Origin of the sequence: Streptomyces sp. Ag109_O5-1 (assembly GCF_003814875.1) — a bacterium.
GTDB classification, from domain to species: Bacteria; Actinomycetota; Actinomycetes; order Streptomycetales; family Streptomycetaceae; genus Streptomyces; species Streptomyces sasae.
This window is the reverse complement of sequence record NZ_RKQF01000001.1, coordinates 2,458,288-2,481,291: the sequence shown is the minus strand read 5'-3', so window position 1 is coordinate 2,481,291 and position 23,004 is coordinate 2,458,288. Positions and strand designations below refer to the sequence as shown.

Genomic DNA, 23,004 nt, shown 5'->3' with positions numbered 1-23,004 from the left:
CCGCAGCCTTCTGATACGGCTGTTGGCCGCCTCCGTGCTGATCGCGGTCTGCTCGGTCGCGGCGACCGCCTGGCTGGCCGCCCGAACGACCGCGCAGGCGGTCCGCAAGGAGCAGGGCCAGGTCCTCGCGGACGACACCGTCATCTACACGACCCTCGTGGGGTACGCCGCCACGCACCCCACGTGGGACGACGTACAGCCGGTCGTACGGGCCCTCGCGCGGCGCACCGGCCGCACGATCACGCTCACCGCCCGGGGACGCACCCGGGCACTGGCCCGCACCGGCCCCGTGGCCGCACTGCCCGACCGGGCGTCCGCCGTGGTCGACCCGCTCCATGTCGACGCGTCCGTGGTGACCGGCGGAGCCGCCGGCGGGATCGACCCCAGGGCCCTGGGCCCTTACCGGCTGACCGAGGCGGAACGACGCGTCCTGGACCCCTACGCCGGCAAGGTCCTGTCCTGTCTCCGGTCCGTCGGGTACACCGGACGGATCGCGCGCTGGGCGAACGGGCACCCGTACGTCGTGGTCGGCGCCACCGACTACGACGTCAGGATCAAGGCCTCCCAGATCTGCCACACCGCGGGGCTGGAACGGCCCACCGCCGACGAGACGAAGGCGCTCACCCGGTTGCGGACGCTGGCTGCGGACTGTCTACGGCGCCACGACCTGAAGCAGGACGCCATAGGCCTCGACTTCACGGTGCCCAACGGCTCCGCGACGGCGCAGACCTGCGTGGACTCCGCCCGCCGCGAGCAGCTCACCCCGTATGTGGCCCCGGCGGCGCAGCTGTACGTGGGTTCACCGTCGCAGGGGACGGGCACTGCGGTCTTCGACCTGTCGCCCGCCAACACCGTGCGCATCGCCGGTGTCGCGGGGCTGGTGCTGCTGGTCACCGTGTCGGTCACGGTCCTGGCCGGCATCCGCCTCGTACGGCCGCTGCGGGCACTGACCGAGGCCGCCCTGCGCCCGGCGGGCAGCAGCCCGGTGCGCGTCCCCGTCACCGGCAACGACGAGATCGGCCGGCTGGCCGCGGCCTTCAACGACCTCTCCGAGCGCCGGGAGCGTCTGGAGGAGCAGCGCAAGGCCATGACCAGCGACATCGCCCATGAACTGCGCACCCCGCTCGGCAACATACGCAGCTGGCTGGAGGCCGCCGAGGACGGCATCGCCGTACCGGACACCGCCTTCACCTCCTCCCTCCTGGAGGAGGCCCTGCAACTCCAGCACATCATCGACGACCTGCAGGACTTGGCGGCGGCCGACGCGGGCACCCTGGCCCTCCACCCCGAGCCCCTCTACGTGCGGGACCTCCTCGAACACGCCGCCGCCGCGTACGGAGCCCGTGCCGCCGCCGCGGGCGTGACCGTCGCCTCCGGCACGGACGGCGACCCCGTACTGACCGCCGACCCGGTCCGGCTGCGGCAGATCGTCGGCAACTTGGTCTCCAACGCGGTACGGCACACCCCGCACGGAGGCAGCGTCACCCTGTCCGCACGGCGGGAGGCGGACCGGGTGCTGATCGAGGTCGCCGACACCGGAGCCGGCATTCCACCCGAGGACCTGCCACGCGTCTTCGACCGCTTCTGGCGAGCCGACAAGTCCCGCCGCCGCCTCACCGGCAGCAGCGGCCTGGGTCTGGCCATCGTGCGCCGGCTCGTCGAGGCACACGGCGGCACCGTGGCCGTTCGCAGCACCCCGGGTGAGGGGACGGTGTTCTCGCTGCGGCTACCCGTATGAGCGTGCAACCGCGCCCCACCGGTGCCGTCGCACCGCCATCGCCGAGACACGCCTTGTGGCCATGAGTGAGGTGCGGGTGCCTCGCTGACCACGTACTCCTCCCGATTGCGGACCGGTTCGTACAGCCAGACCCGGCCGTCCTTCTGCTCGCGTACCAGCCAGCCCTTGCTGTGGAGGATGTTGGCCACGGTCATCACGGTGGTGTAGGCGACGGGCCGGGTCCGGTTGATGTCGTCTACGATCTCGCGCACGGGCGCCTCCACCTCCACAGACGGTCCATGATCTCCGCCTCCAGATCACCCAGCCGTCGCATGACCAGCGTCCCCTTCTGCACCGCGGTAACAGGAGTCCTCGTAAAGGCTGCAGTACGGCCGGTGGGGTGACCCGATCGCGGACGAGCCTGACGCGGCCGCCGCGAGCCTGTCGACGGGGTGACGTGCTGTCGCCGGCCGTCGACCCGAGACGGCCGGAACCTGGAATACCGCGCACCTCAAGAACACCTCTTCACCAGTACGACTTCTGGAGCGGAGGCGCGTCGGAGGGGAAATCCGTTGCTCGCGGTCTCGGGGCCCGTCGCCGAGCTGGGAGGACGGACCCTGGGCAGACCGGATGTGTCCCTCCAGGACGCGTTCGGGACGCAGGTGGGTGTGGCTCTTCTGCAGTGAGCTGGTGACGCCGTGCGCCGTTGCCGTTCGTGGTCGGATGGCGGATCGTCGTGTCCTGGAGCGTGGTCTTGGAGGCGGCGATGGTGTCGTGGTTGGAGGAGCTCGATCGGCGGGAGGCTGCCACGCGGGAGGAGATCGCTGAACTGCGGGACTATATCGAGGGGGTGCGGCTCTTGTGGAGTGAGATCGCCGGTCAGGCATGAGTGCGTAGTTGTGCTGGTCAGCGTGGGGGTAGAGACGTTCGCGTTCCCTTCGGACGTGGAAGGCCCAGTACTGTGGGAAGTCGCTGTTGCTGATGAGCGCGCGGAGGGTGAGGACGGCTTCGGCGCCGGGGACGCTCCACCTGGAACCGGTGGTATCGAGCCGGTCGGCGATCAGATGGCGTGCTGCTCCCTCGACGATTCCGCTGGCGATCGGCCATCCGGCCTTCAGGGCCTGGTCGTAGTGGACGTGGTCGGCGTTGTTGGTCGGGTAGCGGCAGGCTGTGTCCGCGGCGGCGCGCTGGTCGTCGGTGAGACGGCGGCGCTCGGCTTCGGCGCGGATGTCGGTGATGGCGCCGGGGCGTCACCGGCCAGGATCCGGGTAGCTTTGGCCCCGACCCAGGTCTCGGTTTCCGGGTCGGTGGCCATGTGGAAGCAGCGAGCGGCCGCCCAGAGCTTCTCGATCACGTGGACGATATCGATTACGACGTGGACGATGACGTCGCGGCGGTCGGCTTCGGCGCGGACGAGGTCGAGCTGGTGGGTGGCGCCGTCGACCAGCACCACCCAGTGCCTTCGGTGTTGCGGGTCGCGGGCCTCGGCCTGGTCGAACGCCGCCTTGATGACGTGTTCGGGGTCGTGCTCGACGGAGGCGGTGAGCCGTTTCGCACGGGCCCTGGGCCCTGGGCGCGGCCGGCGGGTCCCGGTGCGGCCGCCGGGCGGGGCGATGATGTCGTGCGGACGGCGCGGGACGGGGTCCGCGTCGTGGACGACGGCGAGGGTGGCCATCCGCTTGCGGCAGGTCTTCTCCCCGGCGGAAAGGCGGGTGCGGAACGTGCGCTTGGCGCGCATCGCCGCCTTCGCGGTGGCCTCGCGCAGGTGGCCCGGGCGCATCACGATCCCCTTGCCGTCGAAGCTGAGCACCAACAGCGTGGTACTGCCCGCGGGTTCAGGGGGGCGGGCGGTTGCAAGGAGCCGCCCAACCGGCAACGAACCTGCGACGCACTGCCCCTAGGGACTGTCTCCGGTTGTGATCAAACTGCGGGTGGGATGCCTGTCCGGTAGGACTGTGGTGTGACGCGTGCGCAACTCACTGATAACGAGTGGGAGTTCATCGGGCCGTTCCTGCCTGTCGGCAGGTTCGGTCCGTATCCCGAGCGGCTGCGGGAGCAGTTCGAGGGTGTGATCTGGCGGTTCCGTACCGGCGGCCAGTGGCGGGAGATGCCCGAGCGGTTCGGCGCCTGGCAGACGGTCTACAACCGCTTCATGCGATGGCGGGACGCGGGTGTCTTCCAGGCCCTGTTGGAAGAGGCGATCGCCGAGGCCGCCCGCCGGGACGAGATCGACATGTCGCTGGTCAGCGTGGACTCCACTACCGTGCGAGCTCATCACGACGCGGCCGGCATGCGGGTCAGCGAACAGACTCTTGCCGCTCTTGAGGAGGCGGCCACGCAAAAGGGGGCGCGTGCGGGGAACAAGCCGGGCAGGCCAGCGAAAATGACCCGGCCCGGGCCGAACGCCGCCGTATCCGCTTACGACGGCGGGCCCGACTGACGGCCGCCCTGCTCGGCCGCTCCCGCGGCGGGCTGACCTCCAAGATTCACCTGGCCGCCGACAGACGCTGCCGGCCGATGGCGCTGCTTGTGACCGCCGGGCAGGCCGCCGACAGCCCCCAGTTCATCCCGGTCCTGAGCAAGGTGCGGGTCCGCCTGCCTGTCGGCCGTCCCCGCACCCGGCCCCGCTGCCGTGGCCGGCGATAAGGCCTACTCCTCCCGCGCCAACCGCGCCCACCTGCGCAAACGCCGCATCAAGGCGGCCATCCCCGAGAAGAAGGACCAGGCCGCCAACCGCAGGAAAAAGGGCAGTCTGGGCGGCAGACCCCTCAGCCACGACGCCGATCTCTACCGTGACCGCAACACCGTCGAGCGGGCCATCAACAAGATGAAGGACTGGCGGGGCATCGCGACCCGCTACGACAAGACACCCGAGAGCTACCTCGCCGGACTCCACCTCCGCGCAGCGACCATCTGGATCTCCAGCCTCCCGGCAGCCAATTGATCAACTGCGGGCAGACCGAAGTTCGCCTCGGGACCGCCCCCGCCGGTGCAGGAAGCAGATGCCATGCCCCGTAGCGAATCGAACAGGTTTCACTCGTCCGCTTCACCAGTCCCGCGCAGGACCTGCTTGGCCGCACTCCACCACGCACCATCGCCGCCCTGGGCTACCGAATCCCGGCCTCCAGATCGACCATCAGCTGCGTAATCCGCGTATCGAAGGCGGGCGGCGGTCAGGCTCTCTGATCCGTTCGGCCCGCCCCAGACCTCATCGGCATTCAGATCATCCTGCCCGTCGTCTTCCCAACCGCACTCCGGGCAGATCTCCCACGCGCACCGAGCCTCAAGAGTCAAGAAGCGGCAACACGGGCAAGCGTAGGGCCCCCCTCCCGGTGGGCACGCGTCTCGCAACTCGCGTGGTGTCATCACATGAGAAGTGTGCCAGCCCCGCTTGATCACAACCGGAGACAGTCCCTAGTGGCGGGGTGGAGACTGGTGGATGTGGTGCAGTCCCAGCGGTGCAGGCGGGGGCAAGGGTTCGGTCTGGTCGGCCCGGAAAGAGTGGAGGAGGTATGTAACCAGACGTCGGGACGCGGCCAGCGAGACCTGCTGCGACTCTCCGACAACGCCGCTGTTGGCCAGTAGCAGGAGCGTGATGTCGGCGTGGTCGAAGTCGTCCCGCAGTCGCCCCACGGCTTTGGCACGCTGCACCAGCTGGGCGAGGTCGTTCTCGACGCGGGTACGTTCGCGCTCGTAGTCGATGGCGTCGGGGAACTGGGAGAGGAACGCGGCCGTGAAGCCCCGGTCGGTGGCCTGCATGGCGCACACCTTCTCGATGAAAGAGCAGAACCCGTGCCAGGGGTCGGGGTCTCCCAGCGCCTTGTCGAGGACGGCAGCGCAGTCGGCGAACTGTTCGGTGAAGGCTTCGGTGATGAGAGAGACGCGGGTGGGGAAGTGCCGGTAGAGGGTAGCGGCGCCGACTCCGGCGCGGCGGGCGATCGTGGTGAGGGGTACGTCGATTCCCTGGGTCGTAAATGCCTCGCGGGCGGCTTCGAGGATGCGGTTGCGGTTGTGTCGAGCGTCGGCGCGCAGCCCTGAACCGGCGGCGGGTGGCTGGGGCTCATCGGTGGAAGCGGGAGGTCGGCCCGGTTTCCGAGAGTGCTGGACAGGCATGTCTCTCACATTAACTCAAGTGGAAGGTGTCGCCCGGTTACGGCGTTAGCTTGGGTGAGTCAGCGGACAGGTCCTTTCCGTCCGCGGTTCCCGAGACACAGGAAGGACGAAGCAGTGAACCAGATGCGTGCAGCCCTCTATGACCGGTACGGCCCTCCGGAGGTGCTGTACGAGGGCAAGGTGCCCGTGCCCGATCTCGAGCCCGGTGAGGTGCTGATCCGCGTCCACGCGGCCAGCGTCAACGGCGGCGAACTGGCCGGCAGGGCCGGGAAGATGCGCCTGGTGACGGGGCGCCGCTTCCCGCAGCGCGTCGGGATCGACTTCGTCGGCGAGATCGCTGAGGTCGGTCCCTCAGCGACCGGAATACGGGAGGGAGAGCGGGTGTGGGGCTTCCTGGGGCGGACGAGTTCCGGCAGCGCGGCGGAGTACGTGGCCGTCCCTACCCGGCAGATAGCTCTGGCCCCGGGCAATCTCACTCCGGTGCAGGCTGTCTCGTTGCTGGGAGGCGGAACGACCTCGATCACCGCTCTGCGTGATAAGGCGCGTCTCAGGCCCGGCGAACGTCTCCTGGTGCGCGGGGCCAGTGGCGGTGTCGGCAGCGTCGCGGTCCAGATAGGCAAGGTCTTCGGCGCTCACGTGACCGCCCTCGCGAGCCCGAAGAACCTCGACTTTGTCCGCGGCCTGGGCGCGGACGAAGTCCTCGACTACACGACGACCCGCCCGGAAGGACTGGGCGTGTTCGACGTCATCATGGACACCGTCGGCACTCAGCACCCCGCCTACCGTAGGCTGCTGGCTCCAGGGGGACGCATGGTAGCCATCGCCTTCGATCTCGAGAACCTCCTCACAAGTGTTGGCTACCTGCTCGGCTCCAGCGTCCACGGCTCCCGGCGGGTGCGTTTCTTCAGTGGCAACCCACGGCACGAGTTGTTCGCCGAACTGACCCGGTATGCACAGAACGGCGATGTGCGTCCGGTCGTGGACACTGTTCACCCCCTCGCTTCCATTGCCGCCGCGCACCGCGCCCTGGAGGCCGGTGGCGTCCGCGGAAAGCACGTCATCCAGGTCGTGTGACGCGCTGACATCGTCCAACCGCCGGCCGTGCCGTTGAGATGGAAGGGCTCAGCAAACGGGCGGCGGTCTCGGCGGCGCGCGGCCGCGGCGCGCTGACCAGCAACGGCAAGTCGGCCGGCAAGCGCCTCATGCATCGGCTCGGCGGCTCCTGGCTGCTGCCGGAGAACCCCCGCTGACGAGCGGCGTAGGTCGGGCTGCTCGCGGCGTTCCTGTACACCGACACCGGCCACCCGAACGACGCCTTCGACACGGTAGCGCTCGTCCTCCTCGGCGACTACGAGGCGTAACAGCAAGGAGCCGCCCAACCGGCAACGGACCTGCGACGCGCTGCACTAGAGGACACCGGCGTCCAGGTCCAGGTGCTGTGCCCGGGCATCGTCGCCACCGAGTTCCACTCGCGCCAGGGCCTCGACATGAGCGTCGTGCCCCGCATGAGTGCCGAGGACGTCGTCACCGCCGGCCTGCGCGGCCTCGGACTTGGCGAGGTCGTCTGCGCGCCGGGTGTCGAGGACGCCAGCCTGCTCGACGCCGTCTTCCACGCCGACCTCGCCGCCTTCGCCGGCCAGAGCCCCGCCCTCGCCACCCGCTACCGCACCAACTGAACCAAAGCCCGTGTCGCCCGGCCCCGGCCACACGCCAGGGCCGGGCGACACGGGGAAGTGCCGCAGATCGCGATTTCGGTCCGGAGAACGCTCGCGCCTTCGCATGAGGGCTGCCGGGATTCGACGGCGCGCAGGGCGGCGGGGCGGGTGTCGGGATCGCGCAGTTCGGAGGCGAGGACGGCCGCCATCTGGGCGGGCCGTAGCCGCCGAGCCCCAGCAGCTCGGCGATGAGGACTCGTCGGCCTTTTGCTGTCGACTTCCTCAAAGTACATGGCCTGGTGGAGGCGGTTCACGAACACAGGCCAGCGTCGCGTACCTCGACCGGGTAGGGGCTGGTGCGCTGGGCACGGTGGTAGTCCTCGGCGGCCCTGGCGCAGGCGGCCGTCGCGGCGTGCGGCGATGGCCAGCGCGGCCCAGGCCTTGGCCGAGCGGGCCAGGGTGTACTCCATCTCGTGGTCGGCGAGAAGGCTGGCAACGTCAGGCCGTCATCGCCGCCAACCTCGAACTCCAGGAACGCGAACTGGCCAAACTCGCCGCACTCGCTTCCACCCTCGCCGACGCGCTGAGCGAACGCGGTCTGGAGAGCACCACCGCAGCACTCGCCGCGGAAATCGGGATCGCCGCGTTCAAGGTCGCCTTCGAACGCTGGGTCAACGACCCCGACCGACACGCCCTCGCCCAGCACATTCGGGAAGCCCTGGACACCACCAGGCACCTCATCGCACCCGCCGAACATGTCGCCGCCACCGACGACTGGAGCTTCACAGCCTAGTACTCCACCTGCTCGGTGCCCCACGGAGGTGGTCGGGCACCGCCGTCGTGGCGATCACAAGCATCCGCCCGGTCATCGCCCGCCGCGGCAGCGAACACGGCTCCGGCCTTGGCCTCCACCGCTGGGTCGTCGAAGCCGCCTTCGCCCTCCTGCACTGGTTCCGCCGCCTGCGAACCCGCTGGGAGATCCGCGACGACCTGCACGAAGCCTTCCTCACGCTCGGCTGCAGCATCATCTGCTGGCGCCGCCTGAAGACCTCTGCTTGTAGGAGTCCTCAGGCCGTTCCTGCCCGGAGTCAGGCGTGTGGAGACAGGCGGCCTGATTCTGCAGGGCTGTCACCATCGCCTGTGCCTGGGCGGAAGGGCGTGGCCGGGTCACGGCGACCGTCGCGCGTCCGGGCCAGGAACTGTCGGTGACGGCCACGGCTCGTACACCCGTCGGCAGGGCCGGTAGGGCCACATCGGGGATGACAGTGATGCCCAGGCCGGCCGCGACCAGGCCGAGGCGTGTCGACCAGCTGCGCGCGGTGTGGGCGATGTGGGGGTCCGGCAGGGTCGGCCAGGCTCCGAACTGCGGCTCGCCCGCCGCGTCGTCCCTGGCGATCCAGTGCTCCTGGGCGAGGTCCGGCATGGTGATGCCGGCGTGGCCGGCGAACCGGTGCGTGTCCGGGACGGCCAGCAGAAGGTCGCCTTGGAGCACTGTGGTCTGCCTCAGTTCGCTCAGGTCGTAGTCCGGCAGGCCGTGGCCGACCCCGATGACCGCCACGTCCAGCCGACCGATCTGCAGTCGCCGGAGCAGGGCGGGCGTCGAGGCCTCCGTCAGGATCACGGCGAGACCCGGATGACCGGACGTCACCTGCGCCATCGCTCGCGGGACCAACGCCATAGCGGCGGTGGGATAGGCGCCGATCGTGAGGCGGCCTGCGAGCCGGTCGCGCAGGCCGGCGAGTTCCAGCTCGGTCGCCGCCATGTCGGCGAGAATCTCCGTCGCGCGCCGGACGAGCACCTGGCCTGCCGGGGTGAGCGCCACGCCTCGTCGTCTGCGGTCAAAGATCGGTGCTCCGGCTGCTGCCTCCATGGCAGCGACCTGGCGGGAGATGGCCGACTGTGTGTAGCCGAGCATCTCGGCGGCCCGAGTGAACGATCCCGCGGCGGCGACCTGGTGAACGACGCGGAGGCCCGCAAGGGTGAACTCGGCCATGGCCGCGATCCTAACATGCGTGTTCGTCATGGGAATCGTGCGGAATCATCGTTGGACCGCATGACTGAAGGAGGGCAGGCTGGTGATATGACACAGCGATTCACTCGAAACGAACTCGTGGCGCGACTGATCCGCGCGGGTGAGCTGGAGGTGTCGGGCGAGGATCCGGCCGAGGCCGCGACGTACTTCGACACGGAGAAGTTCCGCTTCCACGGGCCGGACGGCTTCGAGTCCGACTTCGCCGGGCTCACCGCCTACCTTGACTCCGTGCGCGAGGCCTTCGACGACCGAGCGATCCGGCGCGGCATCGTGGTGGCCGAAGGTGACCACCTGGCTTGCCAGACATGGACCGAAGGCACCTTCGCCCGCGAGTTCACCCAGTCACCGGCCGGACCGCTGCCGCCCAACGGCAAACGCATCATGTTCGACCTGATCAACATCTTCCGCTTCGACGACCGGGGACGCCTCATCGAGGAGTGGGTACGCACCGACAACCGCAGTCTCTTGCGCCAGCTAGGCACCGAAGGATGCTAGCCGGGCGGCCACCAAGGGCGAGTCCGACCTCGAGCGGGGTGAGCGTGATGTCGGTGAGCGGCGCGGCGAACAGCGAAAATCGGAGCGTCAACGGAGCCACCTTCCCGCCCTTACCTTGGTTGCGCCGCCTGCGCACCCGCTGGGAGATCCGCGACGCGTCCACGAAGCCTTCCTCACCCTCGGCTTCAGCATCATCTGCTAGCGCCGACTCTGGACCTCTTTTTTACTAGGAGTCCTAAGAACGCACTCGAGTTCGGGGGGCGGCGGCTCATAATTAATCTTGCTCGCACAAGGCCCCGTTTGCGCGACCGCTCGACGTCCGGATAGGTGCGGCTCAGAACGGACCCACGGTCACCGCAGCGACGCTGCTGATCCTGGCGGCGGTCGAGCCTGCAGCGCGTCCTTGCGCCCCTCCCGTTCGGGCCCTGCGACGGGTGCGCCAAGTGCCCATCGACGGCGGGCTGACGATGCCCGAGCGGACCGCGCTGTCGCATCTGGACCGGTCGGGCCCCACCACCTCCTCGGCGCTGGCCCGTCAGGCGCAGATCACCGCGCAGGCCATGGGGGCGACGCTCAGTGCGCTGCGGGCCCGTGGCCTGGTCGAACGCCACCCGGATCCGAACGACGGCAGGCGCATGGTGCTGTCGGTGACCGAGGCCGGTCTGCGGGCGCTGGACAAGCGCAACGCGCGGGCCGAACTCATCGCCCAAGCCCTGACCAGAGGCGCGTTCACCCCGGCGGAGCTGGAACAACTCGCCACGGCCGCACCGCTGCTGGAGCGGCTGGCCCAGAACATCTGACCCCGACGTATCCCGGAAGGCACGCCGATGACGGACCCTCCCAAGACGTACGCCCCGCGCCGCTCAGCCGGTGACCGGTACAAGTGGACGGCGCTGACGAACACGACCGCTGCGGTCTTCATGTCCGCCCTGGACGGCTCCATCGTGCTGATCGCCTTGCCAGCGATATTCCGCGGCGTGCACCTGGACCCGCTGGCTCCGGGCAACATCGCCTATCTGCTGTGGATGATCATGGGTTACCGGCTGGTCCAGGCCGTCCTGGTGGTCACGGTTGGCCGCCTGGGAGACATGTACGGCCGGGTCCTGATCTACAACTCCGGGTTCGCGGTCTTCACCTTCGCCTCGATCCTGCTGTCCCTCGACCCCTTCAACGGCGGGAACGGGGCAATGTGGCTGATCGCCTGGCGGGTCGTGCAGGCCGTCGGCGGGTCGATGCTGGCCGCGAACTCGGCCGCGATCCTGACGGACGCCTTTCCCAAGGAGCAGCGCGGCTTCGCCCTGGGCATCAACCAGGTCGCCGGGCTGGCCGGGATGTTCCTCGGTCTGGTCGCCGGAGGGCTGCTGTCTACCTGGGACTGGCGGGCGGTGTTCTGGGTGAATGTGCCTGTCGGCGTGTTCTTCACGCTGTGGGCCTACCGCACCCTCCGAGAGACCGGCAAGAGCGGTGGCGGCCGGATCGACTGGTGGGGCAACATCACCTTCGCGGTGGGCCTCAGTGTGGTTCTCGTCGCGGTCACCTTCGGCCTGCAGCCCTACGGAGGACGCACTATGGGCTGGACCAACCCGCTGGTCGACACTCTGCTCGCCGGCGGACTGGTCCTACTGGCGACATTCGTCGCCATCGAAACCCGCGTCTCCGCGCCGATGCTCCAATTGAGTCTCTTCCGCCAGCGGGCCTTCACTTTCGGCAATCTGGCGGGCCTGGCCATCTCGATCGGCCGGGGCGGCATGCAGTTCGTGCTGGTCATCTGGTTGCAGGGCATATGGCTCCCCCTCCACGGCTACGACTACGGCGATACCCCCCTGTGGGCCGGCATCTTCATGCTGCCGCTGACCGCCGGATTCCTCGCCGCGGGCCCGGTCTCCGGCTACCTGTCCGACCGGCTCGGCTCCCGGGGCCTGGCCACCGGCGGCGCGCTGCTGTTCGGCGCCAGCTTCCTGGGCTTGATGCTGCTGCCGATCGACTTCAGCTACTGGATCTTCGCATCCCTGATCGCGCTCAACGGCATAGCCAGCGGCATGTTCGCCTCCCCCAACTCCTCCTCGATCATGGGCAGCGTGCCCGCACAACTGCGCGGTGTCGCCTCCGGCATGCGCTCCACCTTCCAGAACTCGGGCACCGCCGTCTCCATCGGCGTGTTCTTCTCCCTCATGATCGCCGGGCTGACCAAGAGCCTCCCGCACGCCCTCACCACCGGCCTGCAGGAGCAGGGCGTACCGGCCCACGTCGCCACCCAGGTCGGCAGTCTGCCCCCGGTCTCGTCCCTGTTCGCCGCCCAACTGGGCGTCAACCCGATCCAGCACCTGCTCGAGCCCAGCGGCACCCTGACCCACCTGACGGTGGTGCAACAACAGACCCTGACGGGACGCGAATTCTTCCCGACCCTGATCTCCGGGCCTTTCCACTCCGGCCTGGTCATCGTGTTCGCCTTCGGTGCCACCCTCGCCTTCCTCGCTGCGTTCGCCTCCCTGCTGCGCGGCAGCAGCCCCACCGTTAAGCTCCCCGGACCTGACACACCCCCACGAACGACTGCCGGCGACACCCTTGGCGCTGCGACCGATGACGGGACGGAAATGACGCGGGCGGAGATCACCATGCGGCCTACCCCCGGCAACTAGTACTCCAGCCGGACTTCTGTATTTCTGCTGGTCAACGGCCTGGCGGTGGGGAGTGTAGCGGGGGTTGGGCCTGGGCGGGGCGGCCTTGGGCAGGCCGTCCCACCAACGGGTGCCCGCGCCGCATGTAGTGACAGCGCGGTGAGCAGTGAGTTGTCGTGATCCACGATGTACCGACGAACGCCTGGGACCTGGAACTCGAAGAACTCTTTCTGCAGACCGGGGTCCGCTTCGCCCGGGTGGAGACCCGGCGGCGCATGCGCGACTACATCCGCGGGCTGCTCGGCCCGGTCGGCCGGAAAAACAGCTGGCAGCTCGCCGAATACGCCGGCCACGCCACCCCACACGGCCTGCAGCACCTGCTTTGCCACAGCCGCTGGGACACCGACGGTCTGCGTGACGACCTCCAGGCGTACGTAGCAGAGCAACTCGGCACGCCAGAGGGTGTGTTGGTCCTCGATGACACCGGCTTCGTGAAGAAGGGCACCACCTCCGCCGGAGTGCAGCGCCAGTACTCCGGAACGGCCGGGGCCCGTATTTCAATAAGTGCTCGGCAGAGGGGTGTTGGTGGGAGTCTGAGATGTGACTCCGTGTCTGTCAGACCGCGTTGCCGCTCGTGCTCTGCGGGCCAAGTTCGATCAGATCCTGCCGCACTTCGATGAGCGCCGCCGTCGGTTGTACCTGGCCAGTGAGGCTACGGCCCTCGGCCGCGGCGGGATCGTCCGGGTCGCCGCCGCCTCCGGCACCAGCACTGCAACCATCACGCGAGGCATGGCCGAGTTGGCCGGTTGCTCCTCACCGACCCTGCGGGTCCGGGCTCCAGGTGCGGGCCGCAAGCGGCTGACAGATACCGACCCTGGTCTGCTGCCCGCACTGGAGTCGCTGATCGAGCCGCACACCCGAGGCGACCCCGTCTCCCCGTTGCGGTGGACCACGCTGTCGTTACGGGCCCTGGCCTCAACCCTCACCACACAGGGCCACCCGATCAGCGCTTCAACCGTCGGACACCTGCTGCACACCCTGGGCTACAGCCTGCAGGGAACCGCGAAGACAACAGAGGGCATCAGCCATCCGGACCGCGATGCCCAGTTCACCCACCTCAATGCCACCGCCGCCGCGTTCCTCGACGATGCCCAGCCGGTGATCAGCGTCGACACCAAGGCCAAGGAATGGCTCGGCAACCGGGACCGGCCCGGTCGCGCCTGGCGGCCGGGCAAGAACGCGATCAAGGTGGACTGCCACACGTTCACCACCAACGACCAGCCCATGGCGATCCCCTACGGGATCTACGACATCGCCAACAACAGCGGATGGGTCAACGTCGGCACCGACCACGACACCGCCCAGTTCGCGGTGGAGTCCATCCGACGCTGGTGGCAGCACCGCGGACGGGCGGACCACCCGAATGCCGGCAGGCTCCTGATCACCGCCGACTCCGGCGGCTCCAACGATCCCCGCCGCTGGACCTGGAAAAGCAACCTTGCCACCTTCGCACGAGAGAGCGGCCTGGAGATCACGGTCTGTCACCTACCGCCGGGGACTTCGAAGTGGAACAAGATAGAGCACCGGATGTTCTGTCACATCACCGCGAACTGGCGAGGGCGGCCGCTGACCAGCTACCAGGTCGTCCTCGAGACCATCGCCGCCACAACCACCAGGACCGGCCTGACCATCGGGGCCGAACTGGACACAGGCTGCTACGACCTCGGCATCAGCATCACACCCGCCGAGTTCCACGCCCTTCCGATCACACCCCACGCCTTCCACGGTGACTGGAACTACACACTGTCTCCCGTTCCACCGCGAGCGCCAAGCGCGCCGGCAACGACACACCGGACCGACCCGGCCCTGACCGCGATGCTCACCGATCCGGCCCTGACCGGCATGTCACGAACCGCCTTCGAGTATTTGGTGGCGGTCTCGGAGCCTTTCTGGGACGCCTTGGCCGAGGCAGCATTCCAGCGTCGCTTCCACCGCCCGCGCAGCTACCGCCACCCACAGACCAGCAGCGTGGACCACACCCACCGACTCCTGGCAGCCATCCTGCGCCGCCGCAGAGTAGTGACCATGACGTTCCTGGCCCAACTACTGGGCGTCAACCGCACCAACCTGTCCATCCAGTACCAGGACGCACAACGGCTCCTAGACCTGCACCGGATCCTCGTCACGCCGATACCCGGATCGCCCGCCCGCACAATGGAACAGCTACACGCCCGAACAGCCCCCGCGGAAACCCGTCCCTGACAGTTATTGAAATACGGGCCCCGGGCAAGGTCACCAACTGCCAGGCCGGAGTGTCCCTGCACCTGGCTTCCGACGACGCGTCGGCGGCTGTGGACTGGCGTCTGTTCCTGCCCGAGAGCTGGGATCCCGCCTCGCCCAAGGCCGATCCGGGCAAGGTGGCCCGCCGCACCACGTGCGGCATCCCCGAAGACGTCGGACACGTCGAGAAGTGGCAGCTGGCCCTGGACATGATCGACGAGACCAGGTCGTGGGGAATCGACGTCCCGCTCGTCGTGGCCGACGGCGGCTACGGTGATACCGCAGCCTTCCGCCTCGGCCTGGAAGAACGCGAACTCAGCTACGCGGTCGGCATCTCCACCACGACCACCGCCCACCCGGAAGAAGCCCGGCCGTACGCCCCGCCCTGCAGCGGTCGTGGCCCGAGGCCCGCACCGTCCTACCCCGGGCCGGCCCAGACGGTGAAGAAGCTGGTCATCGCGGCCGGGAAGCGAGCCGCGAGGCCGGTGCAGTGGCGGGAAGGCTCCCGGCCGGGCAGCGGCCGCAGCGGTGTGAAGCGCATGCATTCGCGCTTCGTGGCCCTGCGGATCCGTCCCGCCGGACGCGAGATCCGCAAAGCCTGCAACGGCCCGGAACTTCCGGTGCGCTGGCTGCTGGCCGAATGGCCCGCCACCGAAACCGAACCCGTCCAGTTCTGGCTGTCCAACCTGCCCGCAGACACCCCACTAGCCACCCTCGTGCGCACCGCGAAACTGCGCTGGCGCATCGAGCACGACTACCGCGAAATGAAGCAGACTCTGGGCCTGGCCCACTTCGAAGGCCGCACCTTCAGAGGCTGGCACCACCACGTCACCCTCGTCTCCGTCGCCCACGCCTTCTGCACCCTCCAACGCCTCACCCGGTCCCCCAAAGCGACGGCGCCGGCCTGACCCTCTACCAAGTCACCCGCGAACTGCAGTCACTCCTCGCGGTCTGGACCGGCGCCTGCCCCACCTGCCACCGCAACATGCCAGAACCGATACCAACCTGACCAAGCACTACTAGGAGGGAGTGGCGTGAATGCGGTGGGCACCCTCAGCCATGCGGGGCGGCCCGGTTCTTGCGCGTCGGGAGGGTTGGCGGTGCACGGCGAGCCCTGAAACGACGTCTCTCCAACATGGTCTACCGGTGACCCCTTCGGCCCCGTCTCGGCGAGGCTCCCGAGCCCGTCGTCAAGGACGCGCGCCGGTGGCCGCGCTTGACGCAAACGGTTCGCGTTAGAGTAGTGGCATGGCTACCCGAACCGCAGTACGCCCGGGCGGGCGCAGCGCGCGCGTCCAGCAGGCCGTGCATCAGGCCGTGCAGGACCTGGAGGCCGAGGTCGGCCGGGCCGGGCTGACCGTGCCCCTGATCGCCGCCCGCGCCGGGGTCACTCCCTCGACGGTCTACCGGCGCTGGGGTGATTTGCAGGCACTGCTGGCCGACGTGGCGGTGCAGCGACTGCGCCCCGAGGGGCCCCCGGCCGACCACGGCAGCCTCCGGGCGGACCTTCAGGCGTGGGCGGAGCAGTTCCTGGAGGAGATGTCCTCGCAGGTAGGCGTGGTCTACATTCGCGATGCGCTGGCCGGTGACCCGGCGGGCGGCGGCGCCGCCCGCTGTTCCGACTACGCGGTCGAGCAGTTGAAGGCCATCGGGGTGCGTGCGGCCGGGCGCGGGGAGGCGGTGCCGGAGGTGGAGAGTCTGCTGGACCGCGTGGTAGCGCCTGTGATGTACCGCATCCTCTTCCGTCCCGACGGCCTGTCGACGGAGTACGTCCACCGCCTGGTGGCGGCTGCGCTCGACCCGTCCTGAGCGTCCGGAGCACACGGCCGGCCCGCGCTGCCCGCGCGCCGGGGCGGTAGCGCGCGGGCAGCGCGCACCGGCGCCGCTCCGGTCACGCCCGCCGCGAAAAGCCCCCACAAAAGCTAATCTGTTGCGTTAGTGGTGGGGTGCACGCTAAGGTTCTTATCGCAAAGATATTGCCTTAAGTGTCTGGAGGCGTCCGTGTCCGTTGCCACCGCCACCCCGTCCCGCCCCCGCGCTCTGCTGCGTCGCCGAGGATCGTTCGCCCTCCAAGCCTCCGTCCTGATCGGTCTCCTGGCCGCCTCCAGTGCGCCCACCCCGCTGTACGCCCTCTACCAGGCCGAGTGGCACTTCTCGGCGCTCACGGTCACGGTCGTGTTCAGCGCCTACGCGCTCGCCCTGCTCGTGGCACTGCTCGCCGCCGGCACCCTCTCCGACTACCTGGGCCGACGTCCGGTGCTGGCGGGAGCGCTGCTTGCCGAGGCCGCCTCAATGGCGATCTTCGCCACCGCGCACGGGGTGGCCGACCTCATCGCCGCCCGGGTCGTCCAGGGCCTGGCCACCGGCGCGGCGTCGGGAGCCGCTGGGGCCGCACTGCTCGACTTCGAGCACCCCGATCGCCCGGGCCGGGCCGCACTGGCCAACAGCGTCACCCCGGTGAGCGGCATGGCGGCCGGCGTTCTGGCGTCCACCGCTCTCGTGCAGTTCGCACCCGCGCCCACCCGCACCGTGTACCTCGTACTGCTCGTGCTGTTCGCCGCCCAGGCCTCCGCTGTCGCCCTCACCCCGGAGACGGCGCACCCGCACCCCGGCGCGTGGCACTCGCTGCGCCCTAGCATCGCCATCGCCCCCTCCGCCCGCCGGACGATGCTGCTCACCGCCCCCGGCGTCATCGCCGCCTGGGCCCTCGGCGGCTTCTACTCCTCGCTCGGCCCCTCCCTGGCCCGTACGATCGCTCCCCTCGCGCCCCGGGCCGTCGGCGGCCTGGTGTTCTTCGCCCTGAGTGTCGCCGCCGCGCTGGCGGTGATCGCCGCCAGGTCACTGCCGGCGAGCACGGCGAGCATCGCCGGCTCGGCCCTGCTGGTCCCCGGCGCCCTGCTCACCCTCAGCAGCCCGTACGAGCACAGCCTGCTCGCGCTGTTCGCCGGCACGGTGCTCTCCGGGGTGGGCTTCGGGTCGGTGACGCAGGGCGCTCTGCGCCGGCTGCTGTCCAGGACGGAAGCCGACGAGAGCGCGGGGACCCTCGCGGCCTACTACGTTCTGAGCTACCTCGCCATGAGCATCCCGGCGATCCTCGCCGGAGTCCTGACGAACCTGTACGGCCTCACCACCGCCGTGTCCCTCTACGGCGCCACGGTCATCATCCTGGCCCTGGCCGCCCTCGCCGTACCGCTCCTGACCCGGTACCACACCGCAGTCCGCTGAACCCGCCCGCACGGACCCCGCACTCCGCCGTACCAGCCGGACGGCGCACACGGAAAGGCACAACGATGACCCAGCCCACCCCCGCCGCCACCGACACCCCGCTCTCCTGGGACTTCGGCGGGATCACCGTCCACCGCATCGACGAGATCGCCCTACCGCCGCAGACCGGCCCCTGGCTGCTCCCCGGGGCCACCAAGGAGGTCATCGACCAGGCGCCGTGGCTGCGCCCGCACTTCGCCGACGCCGAGGTGCCCTACCTCGCCAGTCACACCTTCGCCGTCGAGGCCGGTGGCCTGCGGATCCTCGTGGATACGGGCATCGGCAACGGCAAGGAGCGCGCCAACCCCGCCTGGAACCGCCTTGACACCGGCTACCTGCGGCGCCTTACAGCCGCGGGATTCGCGCCCGAGTCGGTGGACCTGGTGATCGTCACGCACCTGCACACCGACCACGTCGGCTGGAACACCCGCCTGGACGGCGATCACTGGGTGCCGACCTTTCCCAACGCCCGCTACCTCACCAGCCGTACGGAGTGGGACTACTGGGCCGCCGCCGACCTGGACGCCAACCGCCGCCAGATGTTCCGCGACTCCGTCCTGCCCGTCCATGACCACGGGCAGTTCGACCTCGCCGACATCCCCGCCGAAGGGCACCAGGTGGAGACGGGTATCCGCCTGGTGCCGGCCGCCGGGCACACCCCCGGCCAGATCGCCGTGGAACTGCACGGCACCAACCGCTCGGGCCTGATCACCGGCGACAGCATCCACCACCCCGTGCAGCTCTCCCACCCCCACCTGACCAGCTGCGTCGACATCGACCCCGAGCAGGCCGTGAGCACCCGCCACCGCCTCCTCGACCGTCTGGCCGACTCCGACGACCTGCTGCTCGGCACCCACTTCCCCCGTCCAACAGCTGGCCTGGTCCGGCGGGAACAGGACCGCTACCGCCTGCTGCCGGAGCCCGGGACCCCGACGAAGTCATCCACCCACGACCAGCACGAGCACTCCGAACCGCACGCGCACCAGACCCGTGACGAGCAACTTCACGATGCACAGTGCTCAATGACGTAGAGGCTTGCCTGGGCGAGGTCGCCGGCCTTGCCCTCGGAAGGCAGGGCGTCGGCGATTCAGTTGGTGGCGTCCTCCCTCTCGCCCCTGGCTGACTGGTCGAAACTGGCGCCGATGTGGAGGCCACCAGTTCGGTGCGTTCCGGCCTGGCCCCAGCCGTGAGCGAGGCGACGGTCTCGGCGGCCGATCCGACGGGATGGGCGCGTTCCTCGTGGGCGTGATCGATAGTGAGGGCAGCGGCCGATCGCTGCGCATCGTATCCGTCGGCCAGAACGCCACGAGCACAAAGGTGTAAGCGCAGAATCGTCGGGCGACACGAACCTCGCCGCCGCGGCCACGTCTAGCATCCAGTAACCCGTAAGAGTTCCTGCTTGGAGTGCTCCCTCATGGCGAACCTGAAGGATATCGAGACTTGGATCCGGTCGAGCCTGCCGGGACTGTTGGCCGAGCACCGAGTTCCGGGCGCGGCCGTCGCAGTGTGCGTTGGAGATGAAGTGGTCGACTTCGCCGCTGGCGTGCTGAACAGGGTGACCGGCGTGGCGGCGACTGCTGACTCGGTGTTCCAGATCGGCTCTATTACCAAGGTCTGGACAGCCACCCTGGTCATGCAGCTCGTCGACGAAGGCCGACTCGATCTCGACGCTCCGGTGCGCCGTTACCTGCCCGAGTTCGTGCTGGCCGACTCTGCCGCAGCGACGGCAATCACCGTACGCCAACTGCTGGCCCACACCGCGGGATTCGAGGGCGACATCTTCACGGACACCGGCGTCGGCGACGACTGTGTGGAGAAGTATGTGGCCACCCTCGCCGATGTGCCTCAGCTGTTCGCACCGGGGGAGATGTTCTCGTACAACAACGCGGGTTACTGCGTCTTGGGCCGCATCGCCGAGGTGTTGCGTGGCGCGTCGTACGACGACTGCCTGCGCCGCCATCTCTTCGCGCCGCTGGGTCTGGAGCACGCCGCGGCGAGCCCCTACGAGGCGATCCTGCACCGTGCCGCCGTCGGCCACCTCAGCGCCGGACCGGAGGCCGAGCCGCAGCCGGCGCCCGTCTGGGCCATCACCCGGTCCAACGTGGCCGCCGGTGCCATGCTGGCCATGAGCCCACGCGACCTGATCTCCTTCGCCCGGTTGCACATGGCCCCGGGCCACCGCGCGCTGAGCGCGGCGAGCGTGCGGGCGATGCAGGAACCCCAGGTGGATGTACCGTACCTGGGCACGGACACGTCCTGGGGGCTTGGCTGGGAGTTGTTCGACTGGCAGGGGGGCCGTGTGGTCGGCCATGACGGCGGCACCATCGGTCAGCGTGCCTTCCTGCGGGCGGTGCCTGAGCGGGGTGTGGCGGTGGCGCTGCTCACCAACGGTGGTGAGGTGATCCCGGTGTTCGAGACCGTCTTCGGGCACATCCTGGGAGAGCTCGCGGGCGTGACCGTGCCGAGGTACCCGGTGCCGTCGGCTGAACCCCGCCGCGTGGACGCCTCGCGGTACGTCGGCACGTACGCCTCCCGCATGGCCGAGAGCACGGTCAGCCAGGACGCCGAGGGCCGCATCTGGGTGGACCAGAAGCCGACCCCAGTCGCCATGGGGCTGGGGATGACGCCGCAGCGTTACGAGCTGCTCCACCTGCGCGGCGACACCCTGCTCGCCGCCCAGGCCGAGGCGGGCGTGCACGTGCCGCACACGTTCGTCGGCGACGACGGCGCGGGCCACGCCCAGTACCTGCACACCGGCCGGGCGGACCGGCGCCTCTCACGGTGACGCAACGATGCGGTGCCGCCTCCGCCTGGAGGCGGCACCGCTCATGTCACTGCGCCGCCACGTCCACCACCGGCAGGACCAGTCGGCTCGGGTGGTTGCCGCCGTGCACGACGGTGTTGAGGGCGACGCGTGCCTCAGCCTGGTCCGCCACCACACCGAAGCGGTTCAGGCTGCGGGCGAACCACGGGAAGTCGCTGCTGGTGACGGTGACCCGCACTCGGTGGCCGGGCAGGAACACATGCTGGGTCGGCCACAGTTCGACGACGAACCTGGTGATCTCGTTCGGCGTGAGCGGAGCCGGTTCGACCAGCGAGTCACGGCACGCGGCGCGCAGACAGCCCTGAGTGACCTTGTAGGATCGGCCATCCGGGTGGACGTCGCAGACCTTGACGTGCCACTCGGTGTCGTCGCAGTCGGACGAGGCGAACAGTTCGACGCGTCCCCATCCCGAGATCCTGGTCTCCGTCTCCAGCACCGGGCCGGTGAAGGACAGGACGTCCGGGCGGGCCTCGTTGGCATCCTGCAGCAGCGGTACGTCCTCGACGGGATAGGCCCGCACGTCCACCTGAGTCGGCACCGGGTCGGCAGGGTCGTACCGATAGGCGGTCGAGGATTCCTGCTGCTGAGCGGTGGCGCTCAGGACACCCTCTTCGTCCTGGCTACCCAGGAACAGGGATTGCTCGGACGTCGCCATCGGCCAGGTATCCGGGGTGCGCCACTGGTCGGTGCCGGGTTCGAACAGCCGGATCCTCGCCACGTCATCCAGACCCGGCCCCTGCTTCTTCAGCCAGTGGTCGAACCACCGCAGATGCTCGGCATCCATGTCCCAGGCCGCATCCGGGCCGAGGTCGCGGCCGGCATAGTAGCGGTCGGGGTAGCGGGACTTGACGTGGCTCCACGGGCCGACCAGCAGATACTGCGAGTCTGCGGCGGGGGAGGCCGCGGCCATGTGCTCGTAGTGGTGGAACGCGCCGAGCAGGTCCTCCAGGTCGTACCAGCCGGTGACGTGCAGGCACGGAACGTCGATGCTGTCGTAGACGTCGTCGAAGCGCAGCGCCTGCCAGAAGTCGTCGAGGCGGTCCTTCTGGGTGAGCAGTCGCCAGCTTTCCTGCGGGATGCCGAGTTCGGTCCCGATGGCGTCGTAGGGCAGGGTGGGCAGGAGGCGGTCCCAGTCCATGGTGGCCAGGCCGTGGATCTCGGAGATGCGGCGCCTGGTGGCGTACGCCCACCAGGCGAAGTACAGCTGGAAGGCGCCGTTGGTGAAGGGGATCTCCTGCTGCCAGCGGCCGGCCGCGGATGTGGAGAGCATGCAGGTCAGATGCGGGGGCCTGCGCGATGCTGCCGCCCACTGCGTCCAGCCCATGTAGCTCAGTCCGGTCATACCGACCTTGCCGGTGCACCAGGGCTGTGCGGCGACCCATTCGACGACGTCATGGCCGTCGTCGGGGTCGTTGGCGAACGGCAGCCACGTGCCCTCGGATTTGCCGCGTCCACGCACGTCGACCGCGACGAACACGTATCCGTGGCGCTGGTAGAAACGTGCCTCGTCGGTGACGAAGGCGGTGCTGTCCTTTCCGTACGGGGTGATGGTCACGATCGCGGGCGCGGGAGCGTCGTCCTGCGGAAGGTAGATGTCGGCGGCGAGTTCGGCGCCGTCGCGCACGGGGATGCCGGTCTCGAAACGCCGCTGATCGGATTCGTCGGTGTCGCGCAGCCAGCGCGCGAACGGCGTCGCGGGGTTGTCGGGCAGCTCAGACATGTACACGGGCTCCTTGAGAACGACACCGGCGGCGCTGTTCCGCCGGCCTGTGAGGCTGGAGGCTAGGGAGCCGAGAGCCCCGGGCGCCTCGTGCGCGGCGACGAAAACTCGCGCCGTGATTCGCACCCTGCCTGCATCGTCAGCGCTCGCCCGCCGACGCCTGGTACCTCGGGCGGGGGGCCCGCGGTCTTGAGCGACCACTGACCGTGTGGCCTTCGGCCTGACCATCGTCCGCACCGACAAGTGGGCCCTTCCGTTCTCGTCTGGCGGTACCAACCCCGTGGCT

At 69.3% G+C, this 23,004-nt stretch carries 19 protein-coding genes and 5 pseudogenes; 18 read left to right on the top strand and 6 right to left on the bottom strand.

Annotation, left to right across the window (positions count from 1 at the left end; all coding sequences use genetic code 11):
- Nucleotides 1-22: 22 nt before the first annotated feature.
- A complete protein-coding gene (locus EDD90_RS11040; RefSeq protein ID WP_260327798.1) occupies nt 23-1,738 on the top strand; it encodes a HAMP domain-containing sensor histidine kinase in 1,716 nt (571 codons plus the stop codon).
- A gap of 83 nt (nt 1,739-1,821) precedes the next feature.
- On the opposite strand, the pseudogene EDD90_RS11035 reads toward EDD90_RS11040, so the two are convergent.
- Nucleotides 1,822-2,051, bottom strand: a pseudogene (locus tag EDD90_RS11035) (BlaI/MecI/CopY family transcriptional regulator); the annotation flags it as partial.
- 372 nt (nt 2,052-2,423) lie between these two features.
- Between EDD90_RS11035 and EDD90_RS11030 the strand changes: the two are divergent.
- Nucleotides 2,424-2,606, top strand: coding sequence for a hypothetical protein (locus tag EDD90_RS11030; RefSeq protein ID WP_123972846.1), 183 nt, complete (start codon nt 2,424-2,426; stop codon nt 2,604-2,606).
- Between the two features lie 225 nt (nt 2,607-2,831).
- On the opposite strand, the gene EDD90_RS11025 is transcribed toward EDD90_RS11030, so the two are convergent.
- The gene (locus EDD90_RS11025; RefSeq protein ID WP_123972845.1) at nt 2,832-3,527 is read right to left on the bottom strand and encodes a hypothetical protein; all 696 of its coding nucleotides are present in this window, start codon (nt 3,525-3,527) and stop codon (nt 2,832-2,834) included.
- Between the two features lie 150 nt (nt 3,528-3,677).
- Here EDD90_RS11025 and EDD90_RS11020 point away from each other — a divergent pair.
- Nucleotides 3,678-4,661, top strand: a pseudogene (locus EDD90_RS11020) (IS5 family transposase).
- 89 nt (nt 4,662-4,750) lie between these two features.
- Here the strand turns inward: EDD90_RS11020 and EDD90_RS11015 are convergent.
- Entirely contained in the window at nt 4,751-5,083 is a 333-nt protein-coding gene (locus EDD90_RS11015) for a CPCC family cysteine-rich protein (RefSeq protein ID WP_123981142.1), read from the bottom strand.
- A gap of 48 nt (nt 5,084-5,131) precedes the next feature.
- The gene (locus EDD90_RS11010) at nt 5,132-5,830 is read right to left on the bottom strand and encodes a TetR/AcrR family transcriptional regulator (RefSeq protein WP_123972844.1); all 699 of its coding nucleotides are present in this window, start codon (nt 5,828-5,830) and stop codon (nt 5,132-5,134) included.
- A gap of 114 nt (nt 5,831-5,944) precedes the next feature.
- Between EDD90_RS11010 and EDD90_RS11005 the strand changes: the two genes are divergently transcribed.
- The 5 genes and pseudogenes from EDD90_RS11005 to EDD90_RS57160 form a co-directional block, all read left to right on the top strand.
- Nucleotides 5,945-6,904: an NAD(P)-dependent alcohol dehydrogenase gene (locus EDD90_RS11005; RefSeq protein ID WP_221305095.1), complete on the top strand. Its 960-nt coding sequence runs from the start codon at nt 5,945-5,947 to the stop codon at nt 6,902-6,904.
- A 38-nt stretch (nt 6,905-6,942) separates the two neighbouring features.
- Nucleotides 6,943-7,080 (top strand): hypothetical protein, encoded by a 138-nt coding sequence (locus EDD90_RS55295; RefSeq protein WP_185149038.1) that lies wholly within the window; start codon nt 6,943-6,945, stop codon nt 7,078-7,080.
- A 237-nt stretch (nt 7,081-7,317) separates the two neighbouring features.
- Nucleotides 7,318-7,506, top strand: a complete 189-nt coding sequence (locus EDD90_RS11000) for a hypothetical protein (protein WP_260327797.1) — start codon at nt 7,318-7,320, stop codon at nt 7,504-7,506.
- 391 nt (nt 7,507-7,897) lie between these two features.
- Complete coding sequence (locus EDD90_RS10995; RefSeq protein ID WP_123972843.1) at nt 7,898-8,278, top strand: hypothetical protein; 381 nt, start codon at nt 7,898-7,900, stop codon at nt 8,276-8,278.
- A 62-nt stretch (nt 8,279-8,340) separates the two neighbouring features.
- Nucleotides 8,341-8,520: pseudogene (locus EDD90_RS57160) on the top strand (IS5/IS1182 family transposase); the annotation flags it as partial.
- Here EDD90_RS57160 and EDD90_RS10980 read toward each other — a convergent pair.
- Entirely contained in the window at nt 8,510-9,478 is a 969-nt protein-coding gene (locus EDD90_RS10980; RefSeq protein WP_123972842.1) for a LysR family transcriptional regulator, read from the bottom strand. The pseudogene EDD90_RS57160 and the gene EDD90_RS10980 sit on opposite strands and share 11 nt — an antisense overlap.
- Nucleotides 9,479-9,595: 117 nt before the next feature.
- Between EDD90_RS10980 and EDD90_RS10975 the strand changes: the two genes are divergently transcribed.
- The 10 genes and pseudogenes from EDD90_RS10975 (at nt 9,596) to EDD90_RS10935 (ending at nt 20,959) form a co-directional block, all read left to right on the top strand.
- Nucleotides 9,596-10,012 (top strand): ester cyclase, encoded by a 417-nt coding sequence (locus EDD90_RS10975; RefSeq protein ID WP_260327796.1) that lies wholly within the window; start codon nt 9,596-9,598, stop codon nt 10,010-10,012.
- 443 nt (nt 10,013-10,455) lie between these two features.
- Nucleotides 10,456-10,812, top strand: a complete 357-nt coding sequence (locus EDD90_RS10970) for a MarR family winged helix-turn-helix transcriptional regulator (protein ID WP_260327795.1) — start codon at nt 10,456-10,458, stop codon at nt 10,810-10,812.
- 27 nt (nt 10,813-10,839) lie between these two features.
- The gene (locus EDD90_RS10965) at nt 10,840-12,651 is read left to right on the top strand and encodes an MFS transporter (protein ID WP_123972841.1); all 1,812 of its coding nucleotides are present in this window, start codon (nt 10,840-10,842) and stop codon (nt 12,649-12,651) included.
- A gap of 188 nt (nt 12,652-12,839) precedes the next feature.
- Nucleotides 12,840-13,310, top strand: coding sequence for a transposase (locus tag EDD90_RS10960; RefSeq protein ID WP_260328719.1), 471 nt, complete (start codon nt 12,840-12,842; stop codon nt 13,308-13,310).
- A pseudogene (locus EDD90_RS55290) lies at nt 13,231-14,912 on the top strand (ISAzo13 family transposase); the annotation flags it as partial. The gene EDD90_RS10960 and the pseudogene EDD90_RS55290, both read left to right, overlap by 80 nt.
- A 3-nt stretch (nt 14,913-14,915) precedes the next feature.
- Nucleotides 14,916-15,818, top strand: a pseudogene (locus EDD90_RS55285) (IS701 family transposase); the annotation flags it as partial.
- A 340-nt stretch (nt 15,819-16,158) separates the two neighbouring features.
- Nucleotides 16,159-16,719 (top strand): TetR/AcrR family transcriptional regulator, encoded by a 561-nt coding sequence (locus EDD90_RS10950; RefSeq protein ID WP_123972840.1) that lies wholly within the window; start codon nt 16,159-16,161, stop codon nt 16,717-16,719.
- A 192-nt stretch (nt 16,720-16,911) separates the two neighbouring features.
- Complete coding sequence (locus tag EDD90_RS10945) at nt 16,912-18,135, top strand: MFS transporter (protein WP_260327794.1); 1,224 nt, start codon at nt 16,912-16,914, stop codon at nt 18,133-18,135.
- Between the two features lie 65 nt (nt 18,136-18,200).
- Complete coding sequence (locus EDD90_RS10940; protein WP_123972839.1) at nt 18,201-19,205, top strand: MBL fold metallo-hydrolase; 1,005 nt, start codon at nt 18,201-18,203, stop codon at nt 19,203-19,205.
- Between the two features lie 383 nt (nt 19,206-19,588).
- Nucleotides 19,589-20,959, top strand: coding sequence for a serine hydrolase (locus EDD90_RS10935; RefSeq protein ID WP_123972838.1), 1,371 nt, complete (start codon nt 19,589-19,591; stop codon nt 20,957-20,959).
- Nucleotides 20,960-21,005: 46 nt separating this feature from the next.
- On the opposite strand, the gene EDD90_RS10930 is transcribed toward EDD90_RS10935, so the two are convergent.
- Nucleotides 21,006-22,718, bottom strand: coding sequence for a CocE/NonD family hydrolase (locus EDD90_RS10930; RefSeq protein ID WP_185149037.1), 1,713 nt, complete (start codon nt 22,716-22,718; stop codon nt 21,006-21,008).
- Nucleotides 22,719-23,004 lie beyond the last annotated feature (286 nt).

Coding starts and splice junctions, on each gene's coding strand:
- EDD90_RS11015 (WP_123981142.1), bottom strand. CDS start 5,083: ATGACACCACGCGAGTTGCGAGACGCGTGCCCACCGGGAGGGGGGCCC.
- EDD90_RS11010 (WP_123972844.1), bottom strand. CDS start 5,830: ATGCCTGTCCAGCACTCTCGGAAACCGGGCCGACCTCCCGCTTCCACC.
- EDD90_RS55295 (WP_185149038.1), top strand. CDS start 6,943: ATGGAAGGGCTCAGCAAACGGGCGGCGGTCTCGGCGGCGCGCGGCCGC.
- EDD90_RS11000 (WP_260327797.1), top strand. CDS start 7,318: ATGAGCGTCGTGCCCCGCATGAGTGCCGAGGACGTCGTCACCGCCGGC.
- EDD90_RS10980 (WP_123972842.1), bottom strand. CDS start 9,478: ATGGCCGAGTTCACCCTTGCGGGCCTCCGCGTCGTTCACCAGGTCGCC.
- EDD90_RS10965 (WP_123972841.1), top strand. CDS start 10,840: ATGACGGACCCTCCCAAGACGTACGCCCCGCGCCGCTCAGCCGGTGAC.
- EDD90_RS10950 (WP_123972840.1), top strand. CDS start 16,159: ATGGCTACCCGAACCGCAGTACGCCCGGGCGGGCGCAGCGCGCGCGTC.
- EDD90_RS10940 (WP_123972839.1), top strand. CDS start 18,201: ATGACCCAGCCCACCCCCGCCGCCACCGACACCCCGCTCTCCTGGGAC.
- EDD90_RS10935 (WP_123972838.1), top strand. CDS start 19,589: ATGGCGAACCTGAAGGATATCGAGACTTGGATCCGGTCGAGCCTGCCG.
- EDD90_RS10930 (WP_185149037.1), bottom strand. CDS start 22,718: ATGTCTGAGCTGCCCGACAACCCCGCGACGCCGTTCGCGCGCTGGCTG.